Annotated in this window: 12 protein-coding genes; 4 read left to right on the forward strand and 8 right to left on the reverse strand. The window is 53.3% G+C overall.

The features are described from left to right. Positions 1–645: 645 nt before the first annotated feature. From AC06G8_RS21130 to AC06G8_RS21140, 3 genes are all read left to right on the forward strand, one after another. Positions 646–3135: an S-layer homology domain-containing protein gene (locus tag AC06G8_RS21130; protein WP_480283841.1), complete on the forward strand. Its 2490-nt coding sequence runs from the start codon at positions 646–648 to the stop codon at positions 3133–3135. A gap of 172 nt (positions 3136–3307) precedes the next feature. Further along, a complete protein-coding gene (locus AC06G8_RS21135; RefSeq protein WP_480283842.1) occupies positions 3308–5803 on the forward strand; it encodes an O-antigen ligase family protein in 2496 nt (831 codons plus the stop codon). A gap of 187 nt (positions 5804–5990) precedes the next feature. Further along, positions 5991–7580: an S-layer homology domain-containing protein gene (locus AC06G8_RS21140; protein WP_480283843.1), complete on the forward strand. Its 1590-nt coding sequence runs from the start codon at positions 5991–5993 to the stop codon at positions 7578–7580. 157 nt (positions 7581–7737) lie between these two features. Here the strand turns inward: AC06G8_RS21140 and AC06G8_RS21145 are convergent, their stop codons facing one another. From AC06G8_RS21145 to AC06G8_RS21165, 5 genes are all read right to left on the reverse strand, one after another. After that, positions 7738–9402, reverse strand: coding sequence for a glutamine--tRNA ligase/YqeY domain fusion protein (locus tag AC06G8_RS21145; RefSeq protein WP_480283844.1), 1665 nt, complete (start codon positions 9400–9402; stop codon positions 7738–7740). 195 nt (positions 9403–9597) lie between these two features. Further along, entirely contained in the window at positions 9598–10134 is a 537-nt protein-coding gene (locus AC06G8_RS21150; protein WP_480283845.1) for a glutathione peroxidase, read from the reverse strand. Continuing rightward, on the reverse strand, positions 10121–10630 hold the full coding sequence (locus AC06G8_RS21155) for a MarR family winged helix-turn-helix transcriptional regulator (protein ID WP_447663064.1): 510 nt from the start codon (positions 10628–10630) through the stop codon (positions 10121–10123). Before AC06G8_RS21155 ends, AC06G8_RS21150 begins: the two co-directional genes overlap by 14 nt. 323 nt (positions 10631–10953) lie before the next feature. Beyond that, entirely contained in the window at positions 10954–11451 is a 498-nt protein-coding gene (locus tag AC06G8_RS21160; RefSeq protein ID WP_480283846.1) for a CcdC family protein, read from the reverse strand. A 229-nt stretch (positions 11452–11680) separates the two neighbouring features. Next, positions 11681–12214: a type 1 glutamine amidotransferase domain-containing protein gene (locus AC06G8_RS21165; protein ID WP_480285483.1), complete on the reverse strand. Its 534-nt coding sequence runs from the start codon at positions 12212–12214 to the stop codon at positions 11681–11683. Positions 12215–12541: 327 nt separating this feature from the next. Between AC06G8_RS21165 and AC06G8_RS21170 the strand changes: the two genes are divergently transcribed. Next, positions 12542–14329: a PdaC/SigV domain-containing protein gene (locus AC06G8_RS21170; RefSeq protein ID WP_480283847.1), complete on the forward strand. Its 1788-nt coding sequence runs from the start codon at positions 12542–12544 to the stop codon at positions 14327–14329. 130 nt (positions 14330–14459) lie between these two features. Here AC06G8_RS21170 and AC06G8_RS21175 read toward each other — a convergent pair whose 3' ends face one another. The 3 genes from AC06G8_RS21175 to AC06G8_RS21185 form a co-directional block, all read right to left on the reverse strand. Then, positions 14460–14921 carry a DUF2188 domain-containing protein gene (locus tag AC06G8_RS21175; RefSeq protein WP_480283848.1) on the reverse strand — a complete coding sequence of 154 codons (462 nt, stop codon included), beginning with the start codon at positions 14919–14921 and terminating at the stop codon, positions 14460–14462. A gap of 32 nt (positions 14922–14953) precedes the next feature. Next, positions 14954–15505 (reverse strand): general stress protein, encoded by a 552-nt coding sequence (locus tag AC06G8_RS21180; RefSeq protein ID WP_447663072.1) that lies wholly within the window; start codon positions 15503–15505, stop codon positions 14954–14956. Between the two features lie 116 nt (positions 15506–15621). Then, positions 15622–17709 carry an ATP-binding protein gene (locus AC06G8_RS21185; protein ID WP_447663073.1) on the reverse strand — a complete coding sequence of 696 codons (2088 nt, stop codon included), beginning with the start codon at positions 17707–17709 and terminating at the stop codon, positions 15622–15624. Positions 17710–17718 lie beyond the last annotated feature (9 nt).

Consider the following 17718-nt stretch of genomic DNA (forward strand, 5'->3'; position numbering starts at 1 on the left):
GGCATCCTGCACCCGCACATAAATGGGGCTGTCGACGTTTGTGGCTCAAGGACAAGGTTTATCCAGGGTTTCTTCGAGCAGTTTGACATCATGCGGGTTGGCCCCGTCGATGACGATAGCTAGTGGAAGCCCACTCTTGTCGACCAGCACGCTTCTCTTGGTTCTTTTTTCTCGATCCGTCGGGTTTTCCCCAACAGCTTCAGAGCAAGCGGTGCTTTAACCAAACTGCCATCTATACTCTGCCATTCTCAGCCGAGGAGCCACAGTCGCTCAAAGAACCTTCCTCGCTCCAGCATTAAAAGTATCGATGGAGGGTGCTGGAATTCCCATTTCACACGGAACGGCGTTCCATTAACATCCGGTAGGGATCATTCCAGCATTTTTCTTGGATCGGTTGATTTTCGATCACCGCCCGGCTTTCGCTTATTGGTTAGGTTAGAATCTCGTTTAATAGGTTCCGGAAGTCTATCTTTATTCATTTCCCAGAATTTATCGGACAGGATCCACGTTTTGATTCTCATCCTTCATCACCTCGTACCCTTTAGTTCTTTATGATCTATCATAGAAAAGACACCTCTTCTGTGTGGTAGTGGAAGCTCGACATCCTCACTTTACCAAACCAAACGAAGGGGTGTTTTTCTATTTTTGTCAACATGCCTTTCCAAAACCGTTTCCTTCCTTGCTGTAACTGCTTTTAATGCGATTTTAGCTCTGCGAAAGTTGAGTAAAAAAAATTCAGTAGATATAAAGCCTTCCCCTCCAGTATCAATTTGGTTCCATATCAAGAATTTCCCTTTACAAGGTCTCGAGTCCTATGTTTTAATCTTTCTATCGTCAAAATATTTCCAGCGCCTTATATTGTCGACAGATTATGAGAATTTTCTAAGACATGAAGAACTGGAGATAACTTCTAGAAAGGACGTGTTAAATATCTTGTCTGGTTTAGTCAGAAACAAAATTGCTTCGTCGTTGGTCTTCCTTTTGCTCTTGTCCGTTTTATCTCCGATTCTCGCTTTTGCTGCTTCCGGCTTCAAGGACATCTCCACTCCTCAAAATTGTGTAGTGACTGGATCGATTTACGTTGATGATGAAACCTATGGCGCTTATAAATTAGAAGATGGTACAATTGCCATCTCTGTTTATGGCGACAATGCTAAAGTGATTGACGTTGTATATGCGACATATCGTACTTACGACAATGACTTCGGCGGAATTTTTGATTTTGATACTACAGAAGTAACGCGCGCGGCTTATTCGACTTACTACAATCTTCAGTTTGCCGATGGAGCCGTTTCCTATGATGTCTACAAACAAGGCACTGGAACATGTACTTCTGATGAGAATTCCCAAGAGAATCAACTTACAGGATCCGGCTTTTTAAATGTTACAGCTGCAGGCCGTACAGTAACGGGATCGATTTACGTTGATCAAGCTACATACAGTATCTATAATGTTTCTAACAAAGGTATTGCGATTAACGTATATGCAGCTAACTCTAATGTAGCTCAAACTATCTACGCCACCTTTGAAACATATGATACTGGTCATAGACGTGTATTCAGTTTCAATGCAACTGATGTCACTTATTCAACCTATTATGTCCTCCAGTTCGCAGATGGAGCAATATCTTATCGTGTCGATAATACTGGAACAGATCCAAGCAACCAGGATCCAGGCACTCCAGATCCGGGCACCCCAGATCCGGGCACTCCAGATCCGGGCACTCCAGATCCGGGCACTCCAGATCCGGGCACCCAAGATCCAGGCACCCCAGATCCGGGCACCCCAGATCCGGGCACCCAAGATCCAGGCACCCCAGATCCGGGCACCCAAGATCCAGGCACCCCAGATCCGGGCACCCAAGATCCAGGCACTCAAAATCCAGGCACTCAAAATCCAGGCACCCAAGATCCAGGCACCCAAGATCCAGGCACTCAAAATCCAGACAACGGAATTCCTGGATTCCCAATCATTGTCATCGCACCTCCTGCAAGTGGCAACAACAATCAAGTAGTAGACCGCAATCAATTGACCAGCGTGCTGGAAGCCGGTTCCAATGCCGTGCTCAAGATTTCCGGTAATTCTGTGGACCTTCCTGCTGATGTTCTTGTCAACGGAAAGTCGCTGACAATCAGCAATGAAGCAGGCGTATCGGTCACACTGCCACTGTCTACTATGAATTTGGCCGCTCTTGCCAAATCCATGGGAATCGATCTTAAGGACCTGGTCATCCGCGTAGAAATGAAACAGCTGGAAGGTAGCGCTGCAACGGCGGTATCCGAAGCCGTTAAAGCTACCGGAGCAACCCAACTGGCTGAAGCTTACGACTTCAAAGTTACGGCTGTTGGCGGAGGCAAGGAAATTGCAATCGAGAAATTCGGGCAATTCGTATCCCGGACCATTCCAATGATTGGATCTTCGACGAATGCGATCGGCGTCATGTTCAATCCGACCACCAAAGAGCTGAGCTTTGTGCCTTCCACGTTTGGATCGGAGAATGGCAAGACGATTGCGACTCTCAAGCGCAACGGCATGTCCATCTACACAGTGATTCAAAGCAAATCGACTCGCTTCAATGACGCTTTGCCGTTCTGGTCCAAGGACGCCATTGAATCGCTTTCCGCAAAAATGATACTTGAAGGCACGGGTAAAAATCAGTTTGAACCAAACCGCAGCATTACCCGTGCTGAATTCGCCGCACTGGTTATCCGTTCGCTTGGAGTACAGCCTGCTGCATCGTCGACTACAGCGTTCAACGATGTGCTTTCCACCAAATGGTATGCTGGTACAGTAGCTGCTGCTGCTGAAATCGGACTGATCATCGGTGATGACAAAGGCAACTTCAATCCGAACGCGCCTATTACGCGGAAAGAAGTAGCAGCCATTGTGGCTCGTGCCGCGGAATATGCCGGAAAATCCATCAAGCTGACGGATGCGGAAGCAAACGCGGCTCTGGCTGGATTCAAGGACACCGCCGCTCTGGGATGGGCGAAAGCTGAAGTTGCTTCCGCTATTAAAGCGGGTATCGTAAACGGCCAATCCACGAATACGATTGCTGGCAACGCTTCTGCAAATCGTGCCGAAGCAGCAACCATGATTGCACGCTACCTTCCTATCGCTGGTCTTTCGAACTAATATCCCGCTCAATTGCCACAACAAAAAATGTCCCTACAGCTAAGCTGTAGGGACATTTTTTTGTCGTGATTTGTAAAAAAAGGTACTCCCAACATCTCTAAACTCTTTGTATTGAAAGGAAATCCGGATTAAAATAGAAACTAGCTTGTACTCGACAAAAAGGGAGTTTACCATGAATCCACACTCTTCAGTACCCAAGTATATCAAAAAGGAAGAAGCTGACTTTTCCCTCATCAAATGGGCAGCAATTATCATGGCGGGAATATTCTTTTTTCTCTATTCTTTCCGCACAGGCCTTTTCAATGGATACGGCTTTTCCTTTGAAAAGAAGCTTGTCGGCGCCTCGCTGTTCTCGCTCGTTTTCATTCTGGTCATGTCCTTACATCTCTTCAAAGTCTGGAAGGATAAGAGCTGGAAATCCATTTTATCCATTGTTGTTTGGCTCCTGCCTATGTCATTTGGACTTTCTTCCATAAACGCAGCATCCGACAACTATTCCCATATTATGACGATGATCAGCTTCTTGCTGGCCGGTTTTTTCGTATTTGGACTCTATTTTAACGACACCAAATATTCCAGAGCTGCGTTGGAGTTCATTCTTATGGGTTCATCATATATACTCGTATGGTTTGGAATTATCAACCTCTTTGGACAACACTGGTACCCGGACGCCCTCTGGTTTCAATTGGGCAATTACCGGATGACCTCCGTATTCCAATACCCCAATACATACGCCGCTCTGCTTATTGCCGTCATGCTGGCATCAACTTATTATGCGACTCATGCCAGAGCCTGGTGGTGGAGGGCCATCCACGCCTTCATGCTGGTACCTGCGTTCATCTCCTTTATGTTGACCTACTCGCGCGCCGCTCTTGTCATTATTCCGCTGGCGGTGCTGGTCACGCTTCCTTTCATGAGATTGGCCAGACAGATCTCTTTTTTGCTTCATCTGGCAGTGACGGTGATCGTTTCCTTCAGCATCCTAAGCGTCATTGAAACCAAATCTGCCGCCATCCTGCAGCGAGTGCTTCGCTTCAACGAGGCAGGCAGCCAGGTCCCCCCCGAGAAAGTCCTCTCCTTCTGGAGTTCGGAAGCATTGGCCGTCTGGGGCATCCTGATCAGCGCTTCCCTTGCTGCCACCGCTTTGAGCCTGATTGTTTCCCGGTGGATAGAGCCTTGGCTCCAAGACAAGCTGCGGACCTTCTCAAAGCGCCGTATTTCTTTCGTCGTCACTCCCGTCGCCATGATTGTTCTGGCCGCTGCAGCGGCTGCTATCGTCCTCACGAGCAATGCGGTGCGCGGCCTGCTGCCACCCAATTTGGCTGACCGTCTCGAGAACATTAGCTTCAAGCAGCACAGCGTTCTGGAACGGGGCACCTTCTATGAAAACGGCTTTAAAATTGCCGCTGACTACCCGATTCTGGGCGGCGGCGGGGGCGCCTGGAATGCGCTTTACCAGAAATATCAGAGCAATCCGTACACCAGCAATCAGGCTCACAGCTACCTTGTTCAAACGCTGGTGGAAACCGGTTATCTCGGGCTGCTGATCCATTTCGGCTTCTTTGTCTTGATTTTTGTCCTCTTCATCCGCCTGTGGATTCGTCATCCAGAAAGACGCGGCAGCCAGCTTGTTTACTTTATTTTTGCTATCTCGCTTCTACTGCACAGCCTTTTCGATTTCGACATGAGCTATATCACGTTCGCCTCCATGTTTTTCTTTGCTCTCGGCGGCATGATCGGAAGCTACGGTAAAGAGACTGCCCTTACGTCGTTCCGCTTCAAGAAGCCGGCGCTGACCCGTATCTACCCCGCGGCTCTAATCGTTTTGGCGTTAGGAGTCGGCATCATAACCTGTCGAAGCTACGCTTCCTATCTTCAATTCGACAAAGCCCTGACTATGGGCAAGGAGCAGCGGTCCATCGAAGAAATCTTCCCTCCGTTGGATCGCGCAATCGAGCTTTCTCCTTCCAACACTCAGTATCTTTTGGTAAAGGTTGACTGGCTCACGCAGGTGTTCAATCAGACGAAAAATGTCGATTATTTAACCCAAGCCGAAAAATCTCTTCAAAAAGCGCAACTTCATGAGCCTTACTCGCGTCAAATATTGCAGGCGCGTTACCAAAACGCAGCCATTAAAGGAAAGGACGACCAGGTCCTCGCTCTGATTGATGAAGGCTTGAAGAACTTCCCTTGGGATATCACCCTCTATGAAATGGGAATCCAGCAGTACACCGACATCGGGCTGAGCGAAAAAGAAGCCGGAAACAGCGGCTTCGAGGCTAAATGGAACCGAGCGCAGGAGATCTATCAGGGCATTCTATCTGGCATGGACAAGCTCAAGAACTTGCCCGCGGAGCAGCTTCAAGGCAAGAGGTTTGATATCGCGCCCATGACAAGACAGAAAATTGGCTTGATTCTCTATCAATCCCGACGCTACCAAGAGGCTGCCAATATTCTTCAACCGATCTCCGGGGACTCTCTTGAGGCGGATCCGGCCCAAGATGCTCAAGTTGAATCCAATCGAGTCGCTACCGCTCGCCAAGCTGTGCGCTATTATCTGGCGTCATTGTCGAAGCAGGGTCAAAACGATGACTCTTTGAAAGAAAAATTGATTCAATCTGATTCAAACGAAGCCAATTTGCTTAATGAATTAATGGCAGTTCAATAAAGTTGGTTTTCAACAACATATTTAAATACCAATAATTTCTTAATTATCACATTTAACCTTTACTTTTTTTTAACACTATGATTTAATACCTATTACGCCTTCAAAAATTCCCAAAAACCTACAAGTTCAGACAATACTTAAACTAGAGTATTTTAGATCTTAATTTTGAAAGGAGGTGAAATAGAAAATGAAAAAACTTATTTCTAAGAAAACAGCGACTTTACTCGTTTTCATGATGGTAGTATCGGCGCTGTCGCCGATTCTGGCCTTCGCAGCTTCTGGATTCCAATCCGCTTCCTCGTATTACAACCAAGTTACGGCTTCGGTATACGTAGATGCGGACACATATGCGGCTAAGAGTGTCTATATCGACGGTCAAAACCGTATCGCCATCCAGGTCTACGCTGCAGGCTCGACGGTACCTACAACGGTATATGCAACTTACAGTACATACACCGACGGTAAGTACTACTACAATCTGGACGAATCCGTGGCCTACTCCACTTACTACACTCTGCAGTACTCCGACAAGAGCGCTGATAATGGTGTTGTAAGCAAACTGGTCTACAACGGCTACACTCCAGGCGGCGGTTTCCCGGGAGGATTCTTCCCTCCGGTAACTGGCGGTGACCTGGTAGGTGCTGACGGTAAAGTCAACCGTGAACAGCTGATCGCTCTTCTTGCGGCAAATGCCGATGCCAAGATCAAAACGAATCTTGACACCGTGTACCTGCCTGCTGACGCTCTGCTGAACGGCAAAACGCTGACCATCTACAACGATGCAGGCGTTTCCATCACGCTTCCTCTTTCCGCTCTGAAACTGGCTGATCTCGCTAAATCCCTCGGGGTTGAGCTGAAGGATCTGGTTATCCGCGTGGAAATGAAGAAGCTGACGGGTGAAGCAGCTGACGCTGTTTCGAATGCCGTGAAAGCAATCGGAGCTACGCAACTGGCCGATGCTTACGACTTCCGTGTCGTAGCAATGGGCGGTGGCAAAGAAGTGGCTATCGAGAAGTTCGGACAACTCGTATCCCGTACGATTCCTCTGACTTCCGCAGCTACCGCAACGGCAGCGGGCGTTATGTTCAACCCGACTGCGAAAGAGCTGAGCTTCGTGCCTAGCACCTTCGCAACGGCTGACAACAAAACGATCGCAACGCTGAAGCGTGACGGTGCTTCCATCTACACCGTCATTCAAGGCAAAACAGTTCGTTTCAACGACACGTTGACTCACTGGGCCAAGAACGACATCGCGACTCTGTCCGAGATGCTGGTTGTTGAAGGCACAGGCAAAAACCTGTTCGAGCCTAAACGCAGTATCACCCGTGCAGAATTCGCAGCGCTGGTAGTTCGTTCGCTGGGAGCAGTTCCTGCAACGTCTGCAACTTACAAGTTCAACGACGTTCAATCTTCCAAATGGTACGCTGGTACGGTAGCTGCGGCTGCTGAGCTGGGTCTGGTCATGGGAGATGAAAAAGGAAACTTCAACCCGAACAGCCCTATCACTCGCAAAGAACTCGCTGCTATCGTCGTTCGCGCGGCGGAGTACGCCGGTAAATCCCTGAAGCTGACAGATGCGCAAGCAAACGCAGCTCTGGCTGGATTCTCCGACACTGCGAATCTCCAATGGGCTAAAGCTGAGGTTGCTGCAGCTGTCAAAGCCGGTGTGGTAAAAGGACAATCCGCGACAAAAATCGCTGGAAATTCCTTCGCCAACCGTGCCGAGGCAACTACAATGATCGCACGCTACCTGCCTATCTCTGGTCTTTCGAACTAATCCTTCTTGATTCCAGTAGAAAGAGCGGTCCTCCGGGGCCGCTCTTTTTGTTTTCTGAATGGTTGTCGGAGAGTTGGTCGGCAAGCAAAAAGAGTCGTCTGCAAGTGTCCAAGGACGTACATGCAAACGACTCTTTTATTAGAAGCAACTAATCCCATCAGCCCTTAGCAGGATCAAACGAACTCTTCAGCGACACGACGCGGTTGAATACCGGCTTGCCTGGATCGGACAGCTTCGGATCCACATTGTAGTAGCCATGGCGGAAAAATTGGAATTTGTCGCCCGCTGCGGCTTCCTTCATTCCCGGCTCGACGAAGCCGTTCAGAATGTCCAGCGAGTTCGGGTTCAAGCATTCCATGAACGGCTTGCCGGTTTCCTCGGCTTCGCTTGTAATCAGCGGCTCGAAGTGGCGGAACTCGGTCGCCATAGCATGGGAAGCTTCAACCCAGTGCAGCGTGCCTTTGACTTTACGTCCGGTAAATCCGGTTCCGCTCTTGGTCTCCGGATCGTAGGTGCAGCGGAGCTCGACCACGTTGCCGGCTTCATCCTTGACGACCTCTTCGCACTTGATGAAGTAGGCATGCTTCAAGCGAACTTCATTGCCCGGGAAGAGACGGAAGTACTTGCTTGGAGGGTTTTCCATGAAGTCGTCTTGCTCGATATAGATTTCCCGCGAGAACGGAATTTGCCGGGTTCCCATTTCTTCGTTCTCGTTGTTGTTCTCGGCCTCGAGCCATTCCACCTGGCCCTCGGGATAGTTGGTAATCGTCACCTTGAGAGGGCGAATGACCGCCATCGTACGAGGAACCTTCAGCTTGAGATCCTCACGAATGAAATGATCCAGCATTTGCTCGTCAACCATGCTGTTGGCTTTGGATACGCCAATTTCGCGGCAGAACGTGCGGATGGCTTCTGGCGTGAAGCCTTTGCGGCGGAGCGCGCTGATCGTCGGCATCCGGGGATCGTCCCAGCCGTCAACGGCGCCTTCTTCTACGAGCTGCTTGAGCTTGCGCTTGCTCATGACGGTGTTGGTCAGGTTGAGGCGGCCGAATTCGTACTGGCGAGGGCGGGCTTCCATTTCACAGTTCTCGATGGTCCAGTCATACAGCGGACGATGATCCTCGAACTCAAGCGTACAGATCGAATGCGTAATGCCCTCGATCGCGTCACCCAGCGGATGAGCATAGTCATACATCGGGTAAATGCACCAAGCATCCCCTGTCCGGTGATGATGGGAATGGGAGATGCGGTACAGGACAGGATCGCGAAGCGTAATGTTCGGCGAGCTCATATCGATCTTGGCACGCAGCACGCGAGCTCCGTTAGGGAATTCTCCCGCACGCATCCTGGCGAACAAATCCAGGTTCTCCTCGACGCTTCGATCGCGGTACGGACTGTTCTTGCCAGGCTCTGTCAAAGTTCCGCGAAGCTCGCGCATTTGCTCCGGAGTGGAGTCGTCCACATACGCCAGCCCTTTGCGGATCAGGAGGACAGCGCGTTCATAGAACTCCTCGAAATAATCGGATGCGAATCGCAGTTCTTCCCATTCAAAGCCTAGCCAGCGCACATCCTCCTGAATGGATTCCACGAATTCCGTATCTTCCTTGACCGGATTCGTATCGTCGAAACGAAGATTCGTGCGGCCCTTGAATTCATCCGCGAGCTCGAAGTTCAGACAGATCGACTTGGCATGTCCGATATGCAAATAGCCGTTCGGCTCGGGAGGAAAACGGGTTGCGACTTGCTGCGTGCGGCCGCTCTCCACGTCGTCGACGACAATAGCGCGAATGAAATTAGAAACCGGAGGATTCTTAAGATCCATGCGACCACAACCTCTCTGATAAATTGTATCCTACCATTCTACACAAAATACGGCTTGAATATAAGGGGGAGCTTGCAAGAAAAGCCGACAGCCCGGCGCAGTCCTGCTGCATCGTTCTGTCAGCTTATGAGTGGAGCGTAGGCTTGTTACAATTGCAGCCATATCTGGACTGAAGAGCTCTGCCCCAGCCAGCCTCTAGAGAAGCTTCTCGATGTCCGCCGCGATATCTTGTGGAAGCACATTCGGCTCGAAGCGCTTTACGATCGATCCATCCCTGGCTACCAGGAACTTGGTGAAGTTCCATTTCACGTCGTTGCTTTCGAGCTGTTCCGGCTGGAACATTCCCTGAAACTTCTGGCCGCTCGGGGACGCGTCGAAACCTTGGAATGGCGCGTCGGAGATGAGCTGCTTGAACAGCGGATGCGCAGCGTCGCCATTGACGTCAGTCTTCGCAAACAGCGGGAAGCTGACGCCGTAGTTCAGCTGGCAGAAGCTATCGATTTCTTCGCTGCTGCCTGGTTCCTGGCCCGCGAATTGGTTGCTCGGGAAGCCGAGAATTTCCAAGCCTTGATCCTTGTACTCGTTATATAAAGCCTGAAGCCCTTCATATTGCGGCGTAAGGCCGCATTTGCTGGCCGTGTTTACGATCAGGAGCACCTTGCCCGTGTAGTCGGAAAGCTCACTCGTCTCCCCTTTGATCGTCTCAAGCGTGTAGTTGTCAATCTTCGCCATGTTCCGAATCCTCCTCATAATGGTGTTGGATAACGGCGTTCAGCTGCTGAAGCTGCAGCCTGAGCGCTTCAAGATCGCGAAGCTCCATGCCTGTGACCTCGCATAGCTTCCGCGGAATGCTGCCGGCCCTTGACCGCATGGCTTGTCCTGCCTCTGTCAGATTTACCCGCAGCATCCGCTCGTCGGCTCGATCGCGCACCCGGTTCACCAGACCCATCGATTCGAGCTTCTTGAGCAGCGGAGTCAGTGTGCCGGAGTCCAGGTACAACCGGCTTCCCAGCGATTTGACAGGTTCCCCGTCCCTTTCCCATAGAGCCAACAGCGTGACATACTGCGTATACGTGAGGCCGAGTTCTTGCAGGAGAGGACGGTACAGCCGGGTCACTTCTTTGGAGCAGGCGTATAGCGCAAAACAAAGCTGATTATCCAATTGGAGAAGCGAATGATCGCCCTGCTCGTCGGGCAACGCGGTCTGGTCATGGTGGGAATCCAGCAAGGGATCTACTCCTTCCGTTCAATTATATTGTATACAATTAAATTGGATAATACTAACTTAACATATCCCCACTCGCTCTGTCAAACGATCACGACCGCATCTCTTCCCCATGTAGACCCGCCTTGGTTTTAAATGAGTGGAGGCGTACATCCGATTTATGCTTACTGAACAAGCAGCGCCGTTACGGTATAGAAGGAGCAGCCTACAATTGCGAGATGAATCATCCCCTGAACACGCGCAGGAACAAAACTCCCCCGCCGGAAACCCGGCGAGGGAGAGATGCGCAGAAGCCGCCTTATGCGGAAGGCTCGATTGATCCTGCTTCAGGACTGAAGCGAGGAAGCTCGGCTTCGCTGCAGCCGTCTGAACTTCGAGGCCATCGCAAGCCGCCATGGCACCAGCATGCCGAATGCCAGCAGGAAGAACAAGGACGCCGTCTGCATGACCGTCACATACTGCTCCACGAAATCATGAAGGACCAGACGGATGGCGAGCAAAATCAGAATAATGAAGAAAAAGGCTTTCGAGCGGCGAAGATAGACGTCATCTCCGACAAACTCCATCTTGGAGGTGGTGATCAGCGGCACTGCGAAAAACAGCGCTCCTGACGCGAAGGCAGCCAACCCCCACAGCCACGGAATATGAGTCTGCGGCACGATGAACATGAGGAAGCCAGTGGACATGCCTAGCGGTGGAATCAATATTTTGCGCATGGTCGTCGGCTTGCGGGTAGAACGCACCCGCAGGGCGATAACGGCGAGTCCGCCGATCAGCGGAATCAGCAGCGACCATAGCGGCGATGGTTGGATATTCAGGTTCATCGGGGATCGACACTCCCAAGGAGAAGATGCCAGCTAGTTGCCGGCGGGGCTTTCCATACTATGGACGAAGCCGCTTTCTTCATCCTACTTGAATTCGGATGTGAACGCAAATTCGCGAACTCGCCAAAAAACCGCCGGCTGAGCAGTTCAAACTGCGCAATCGGCGGCATGGCGTTGGATGCCGGAAACCATGCGTTTCCGCATCATTCCTGTGCGCCATTTCCATCCATTATCGGGATGCCTGGGGCAATCCTTTTTTAATCTGCTCCAGCGTTTCCCGGATGAAGGCAGGCTCGTCCTTCGGCGTTCGGGAAGAAATGAAGTTACGGTCCACGACAACCTCTTGGTCCACGTAATGAGCGCCTGCATTGGCTAAATCATCACGCAGCGGCGGGTAGCAGGTCAGCGTGCGCCCTTTGGCCAGACCCGCGCTGATCAGGATCTGAGGTCCATGGCAGATCGCGGCGATTGTCTTGCCTTCCTCATCGAACTTCTGCACGAAGACTTGAATATCGTGATCGTTGCGAAGAGCTTCCGGGGAAGATCCTCCTGGAATCACAACGGCCTGGTAGTCGGAAGCATCGGCGTCTTGAATGCCCAGATCCGTCGTATACTCCGCTTTTTTCTGCTTGCCCACAAGCTTCTCGCCGGCCTTGAGGCCGATTATCACCGTCTCGTGACCATCCGCGCGGATAGCGTCATACGGTGCTTTCATCTCGCTGTCCTCGAATTGCGGTCCAAGCAGGAATGCGATTTTCGCCATCATAATCCTCTCCTTTGCTGTCGGTCAGTTGAACGCATGCTTATATTACCCGCTGGCCCGGATGCTCAACCTGGACTTCGAGCAGCGAAGCGACGACGGCTTGTCCTCATTGGATCATGACTTGTCGGGACTTTTCTCTCAACGATGGTTCGACAGATCCCTCCAGCATTTGATTCCCTTTTGCCCCATTCGAGAAGGAATTCCACGCTTCGCCATGGAATGTGAAGAGAACGTTACCCGTTTGTAACCTTCACGTCGTCAGAACGGTCTAGTATACAGAATGAAATCGGACCTCTGCTGCCAGAGGCTATAGATGGAGGAAACATCATGACGAATCGCAACGAATCGAAAAAACGAATCCAAGCGCTATTCCTCGGCTTGACCGGCGCGGCCTTGCTCAGCACGGCCTCCTTGCCTTCCGCGTATGCAGCTGCATTATCGGCTCCAGCGCCTGGACAAGCTCCTGCCTCCTCTGGTCCGGCTGCGTATGCCTCCCTGCCTGCTTCAGCGCAGGAAAAAGCGGCAAGCGTCTCCGTCACGGCCAAAAAAATCGTTCAGTCGACATCGGCTTTGAAAGCCGTTCTGTTCATTCCCGTCGTCTCCGGGCTCAAGGATGCCTCCTACCAGAAATCGCTCAATGATAAGATGGAGCGCGCGGCAATGGCAGACCTGGATGCCGTGAAGAAGCAGTCCGCCTCCGGCCTGGCCGCAGCGAAAAAAGCCGGCAATGAGTTCCATCCTTATGAAATCAAGCTGCAATATTCCGCTGGACTATCCGGAACGAGTACGGACAGCCCCCTTCTTTCCCTCAAACTGAATACGTACATCTATACGGGAGGAGCGCACGGCATTTCCAGGATCGACACCTACAACGTCAAGAACGCCGGCTCCGCTTCAGCCGTTACCTTGAAGACGCTGTTCGGAGACTCTTACCCGGCGGCGATCAACGCGGAGATCAAGCGGCAGATCGCCCGGAACGCGGATGGTTATTTCAAGGATGCCTTCACCGGCGTGGCGGCGGATCAGCCCTTCTACATCAAGGACGGCAGCGTGCAGATCGTCTTCCAGCCTTACGAAATCGCTCCTTATGCGGCCGGAATTCCCGTGTTCGCGATCCCGCTTCCGGCCTCATCCAATCCGACCCCTGCCGTCTCCGTCAAAATAGATGCCAAGCCCATCCGTACGGAGGACGATTTGTACAAAGCCGACATCGATATTCCCGTCCTAAGCGGGCTGCTCGATGCCAAGTTCCAGGACGAATGGAATGCGAAAATGGAGCAGGCCGCCTCCAATGAGCTGGATTCGCTGAAAAAGGCTGCAGCAGAGCGCAAAAAAGCGAGCCCAACGAGCTTCATCCCTTCCGAGATCAAGACGACCTTCGAAGTCGCCTCGGATGGTTCTCCAGCTGCCGGGGGAATTGTCTCCATTAAAATGACCACGTACACCTACGAAGGCGGAGCGAACAGGGATACGCATATAAGCGCGTCGACATTCCGCAATGCCTCCCAAGCTTCGCCCGTGACGCTGGCGGCATTGTTCGGCAATCATTACGAGAGCGAGGTCGGGGCAGCCGTTCAGGCTGCGATCTCCAAGGACAAAGAGAATTACTTTGCCGGAGATGACGGCTTTAGAGGCGTGACAGCGGACAGCGTGTTCTACGTGAAAGCCCAGGACGCCTACGTCGTCTTCCAGCAAGGAGAGATCGCTCCGCGCGCGAGCGGCAATCCGGAGTTCAAGATCCCTCTTCCCGTCCATGGAGCCGATTCCAAACCTCTGCAGGTCATCATCGGAAGCAAGGCTTTGAGCGGCGTCCAGGCCGTCCCCAATAAGGACGGGGTCGCGATCGTGCCGGTAAGGGATGCGGCAGAAGAGCTCGGCTATAAGCTGAAATGGGATGCGCGCACCTCGACGCTCGAGCTTAGCAAAGGCAGCCAATGGACGGCTGTTACGATCGGCAGCGACTCCTATACGTACAACAAGATGGCCCCGGTCGCGCTCGGAGCCGCTCCAGCCTACGACAGCAAAGGCCGGATGACGGTGCCGCTGGCCTTCTTCACGGAAATCCTCCATGCCAAAGCAAGCTACGGGGACGACAGCGTCACCCTGCAGAATTAACAAAATCCCCCTTTGCGGACCGCTAGGTCCGCAAAGGGGGATTGGCATTTCAATCAGCTTCAGCGCTAGGTCCGCAAAGGGGGATTTGCATTCAATCAGCTTCAGCGGGATGATCTATAGTCCCACGATCTCAGGAGTAATTATGGGATGTCTCCACCGTTCCGTCGGCCCGATGGACGATGGCGCTGCCGCCGCGGTCGGAAGCCGACTTCCTGGCGGCCTCCACCGCCTCGGCCTTGGTGGAATAGCTGTCGCCTTTGTCCGCTCCGGCGTCCTTCACCATCCATTCCCCGTCATGAGGAACGACATGCTGGATGGAGCCTCCGGTTCCGCTGCCGCGCTGTCCGGAACCGCCTTTCGCATCCGAATCCTTCTTCCCGCCGTCATGGTCCTCGGCATTTCCCTCATGTCCGCCTCCGCCGCCGGGATGCTCCTCCGCCCATTTCTCCGCCTGAGAAGTGGCGATGGCAATCGCACGGCCCTCCTCGTATCCATCCTTCAGCAGCGCGTTGGCGATCTCCACCGCTTTGTCCCGCACCCGCTTGTCGAGATTTTTCATCGACGGCGGATAATCGTTTTTAGCCCATGGCATCATCATGCACCTCCGCTTGAAAAATAGTGGATCTAGACGATCGTGACATCTCCCGCGCCCGGCCGTCCCGGATCGTTGCCGGAGGAATCAAGCTTATGTGTGCGGATCGCTCCGGCGCGCTCCATGATGCCGAGGATATCTCTTGCATCATGCCGGTCGGCTTCCGCCAGCACGAGAATGCGACCGTCCTTCACTTCGTTCTGGAACCGCTCCGCTTCGTTCTCCGGGAATCCCATCCCGACCAGTCCGCCCGCGATGCCGAGCGTGCTCGCTCCGACGGCAGCGCCGCTGATCGCGGCGACGATCGGTCCGGCAGCAAGCAGCGGCCCGATGCCCGGAATCGCCAGCGCTCCTAGGCCCGCGAGCAGGCCGACCGCCCCACCCGCCAGCCCTCCCGTCGTCACGCCGGCAGCAATGCCTTCTGGAGCCATCGTTCCCGATTCGTCCATCATGCCCTCGTAGCGTTCCTTGTCCTGGGTCAGCACCGACAGCTCGTCCCGCTTGAAGCCGGTCGCCTGGAGCTCCTCTATCGCCCGAAGAGCATGATCGTCATCGCGAAATACTCCCGCATATCTTATCGTCACGTCGCTCGCCTCCAATTTTTCTGCCCGGGTCCGTATCGGCCGGACGGGAATTAGGATGTCTTCTTCGTCCCTTCTTACCCGATGAGGAGGAGGCGGAATCGGGTCCGGGCGGAAAATCAGGCTTCGAGCAGCTGGCGGATCTCCCGGCACGAAGCCTCCAGCAGCCCTTCAAGGCGCTCCGCCTCATGTCCGTAACTGCCGGCGGAATACCTCGCCTTCTGCTCCAGATCGCCTGCAAGGCGGGCAAGCGCGCTAAAGCCGATGCTCAGCGAAGCGGATTTGATATGGTGGGACAGGAGCTCCACCTGCCCATGATCTTCTTCAGCGGCAGCGCGCCTCAGCTGCCCGACCTTGGCGGGGGTGTCCTGCTCGAACAGAAGCACGAGCTCCAGCAGCAGGCCGACATCGTCGCCGCTCCATGGAAGAGGAGCGATGTCGGCCAGAGTCTCCATGCTGACGAGCTTCGGTTCGTCCGGCTCCGCGTTCGGCGCGGCGAGCTCTCGATGTCCCATGGCGTCGGGCAGCCAGCGGAGCAGAATGCCCGCCAGCTTCTCCAGCGTCACCGGCTTGGCCAGGTAATCGTTCATTCCTGCGCTGATCGAGCGGTCGCGGTCGCCGATCATGGCGTTCGCCGTGAGCGCGATGATCGGCACTGCCTCCATCTCCTCGCGGGCTTCGAGCTTGCGGATTCGGCCTGCCGCCTGGAAGCCGTCCAGCAGCGGCATCTGGTTGTCCATGAGAATGAGGCGCGGCTCATGCTTCTTCCACAGCTCCACCGCTTCCTCGCCGTTGCCTGCCGCAATGACGTTGCTGAAGCCGAGCTTGCGCAGCTGCAGCATCGTCACATGCTGATTGACCGGATTGTCCTCCGCCAGCAGGATCACGGTCGCGGCGTCCTTGCCGGCAAGCCCGTCGACGGCTGTCGGCCGTCCCGCCGACTCCGCAGAGCCGCGCTGCTGCTCCTGCTGCTGGAGCTCGACCTCGATCCAGAACTCCGAGCCTTCGCCCAGACGGCTGTCGACCCCGATCTGGCCTCCCATCATTTCAACGAGATGCTTCGAGATCGATAGGCCGAGGCCCGTGCTGGAGAACTTGTTCGTCAAGGAGTTGTCGATTTGGTAGAAGGGCGTGAACAATCTCTTGGCATTCTCCTCCGAAATGCCGATTCCGGTATCCCGGATCTCGATGCGGATCTTCTGGCGCCCGCCGCTGCGGGAAAGCAGGTAGAAACGCACTTCGATTTCCCCGTCCTGGGTGAACTTGACGGCATTGCCGACCAGATTGATCAACACCTGCCGGAAGCGGCCGGCGTCTCCGACGACAGGCGTATGGATGCGCGGATCGATATAACAACGCAGGGAGTCCTTTTGCAGCTGGGCTCTGGATTGCAGCAGCTTCATCGTATGCTCCAGCGAGGCACGCAGGTCGAACGGCGCCGCATCGAGCTTCATTTCTCCCGCCTCGATCTTGGACAGATCCAGGATGTCGTTGATGATCGTGAGCAGCAGCTGGCCGGAGTCCATGATGATGGATACCGACTCCCGCTGCTGATCGGAGAGGTCCGACTGGGAAAGCAGCTCGCTCATGGCGATGATCCCGTTCATCGGAGAGCGGATCTCATGGCTCATCGTAGCCAGGAACACGCTCTTCGAGCGGTCGGCGTTCTCGGCGTTCTCCTTGGCCAGCTTGAGCTCGATGTTCGTCTTGGCCAGCTGCCGCTGCAGGGAGACGAGCTCATTGTTCAGGGCGGAGAACTCGTCGAACGTTCTCATCTCCTGCTCCATCTTCTCCACGATCTGATTGGAGAGCTTCTTGATCGTGTCGCGAAGCGTCACCATCTGCTGGTTGTTGATCTTCATCAGCTCGTCGTAAAAAAACGAATAGCCCGGGTTGTACGTGGAGCCGACGACGAGCAGATGGTCGTCGAAAACGCCCCCGTTGAAATAAAAAAGAACCGGCCTGTCTTCCAGGGTCAGGTTCAATTCCCAATTGAAAATCGCCTTTTCCTGTTCAAGCCGGTTCAGAAAGTCGTGAAATTTGAGAGCGTTCATTTCGTCCATTACGGAAAACACATGACCGCCCCCGCTCAAGCGAGCGGAAACGCCATAGTCGTCTCTGATGATGGTAGAAATTCGCCCTGTGCGGCTGCAGAGAAGGGAGATGACCTTCTGGTCCGTTCTCGGAGCTGCTTTGATGCTTTCCATGAATTCACC

The sequence above is a fragment of the Paenibacillus sp. SJS-P3 genome (assembly GCF_056711585.1).

Excerpts from the sequence above, each read along its gene's own strand:
- AC06G8_RS21135 (WP_480283842.1), top strand. The coding sequence starts at position 3,308 with ATGAATCCACACTCTTCAGTACCCAAGTATATCAAAAAGGAAGAAGCT.
- AC06G8_RS21140 (WP_480283843.1), top strand. The coding sequence starts at position 5,991 with ATGAAAAAACTTATTTCTAAGAAAACAGCGACTTTACTCGTTTTCATG.
- AC06G8_RS21145 (WP_480283844.1), bottom strand. The coding sequence starts at position 9,402 with ATGGATCTTAAGAATCCTCCGGTTTCTAATTTCATTCGCGCTATTGTC.
- AC06G8_RS21150 (WP_480283845.1), bottom strand. The coding sequence starts at position 10,134 with ATGGCGAAGATTGACAACTACACGCTTGAGACGATCAAAGGGGAGACG.
- AC06G8_RS21160 (WP_480283846.1), bottom strand. The coding sequence starts at position 11,451 with ATGAACCTGAATATCCAACCATCGCCGCTATGGTCGCTGCTGATTCCG.
- AC06G8_RS21165 (WP_480285483.1), bottom strand. The coding sequence starts at position 12,214 with ATGGCGAAAATCGCATTCCTGCTTGGACCGCAATTCGAGGACAGCGAG.
- AC06G8_RS21170 (WP_480283847.1), top strand. The coding sequence starts at position 12,542 with ATGACGAATCGCAACGAATCGAAAAAACGAATCCAAGCGCTATTCCTC.
- AC06G8_RS21175 (WP_480283848.1), bottom strand. The coding sequence starts at position 14,921 with ATGCCATGGGCTAAAAACGATTATCCGCCGTCGATGAAAAATCTCGAC.
- AC06G8_RS21185 (WP_447663073.1), bottom strand. The coding sequence starts at position 17,709 with ATGGAAAGCATCAAAGCAGCTCCGAGAACGGACCAGAAGGTCATCTCC.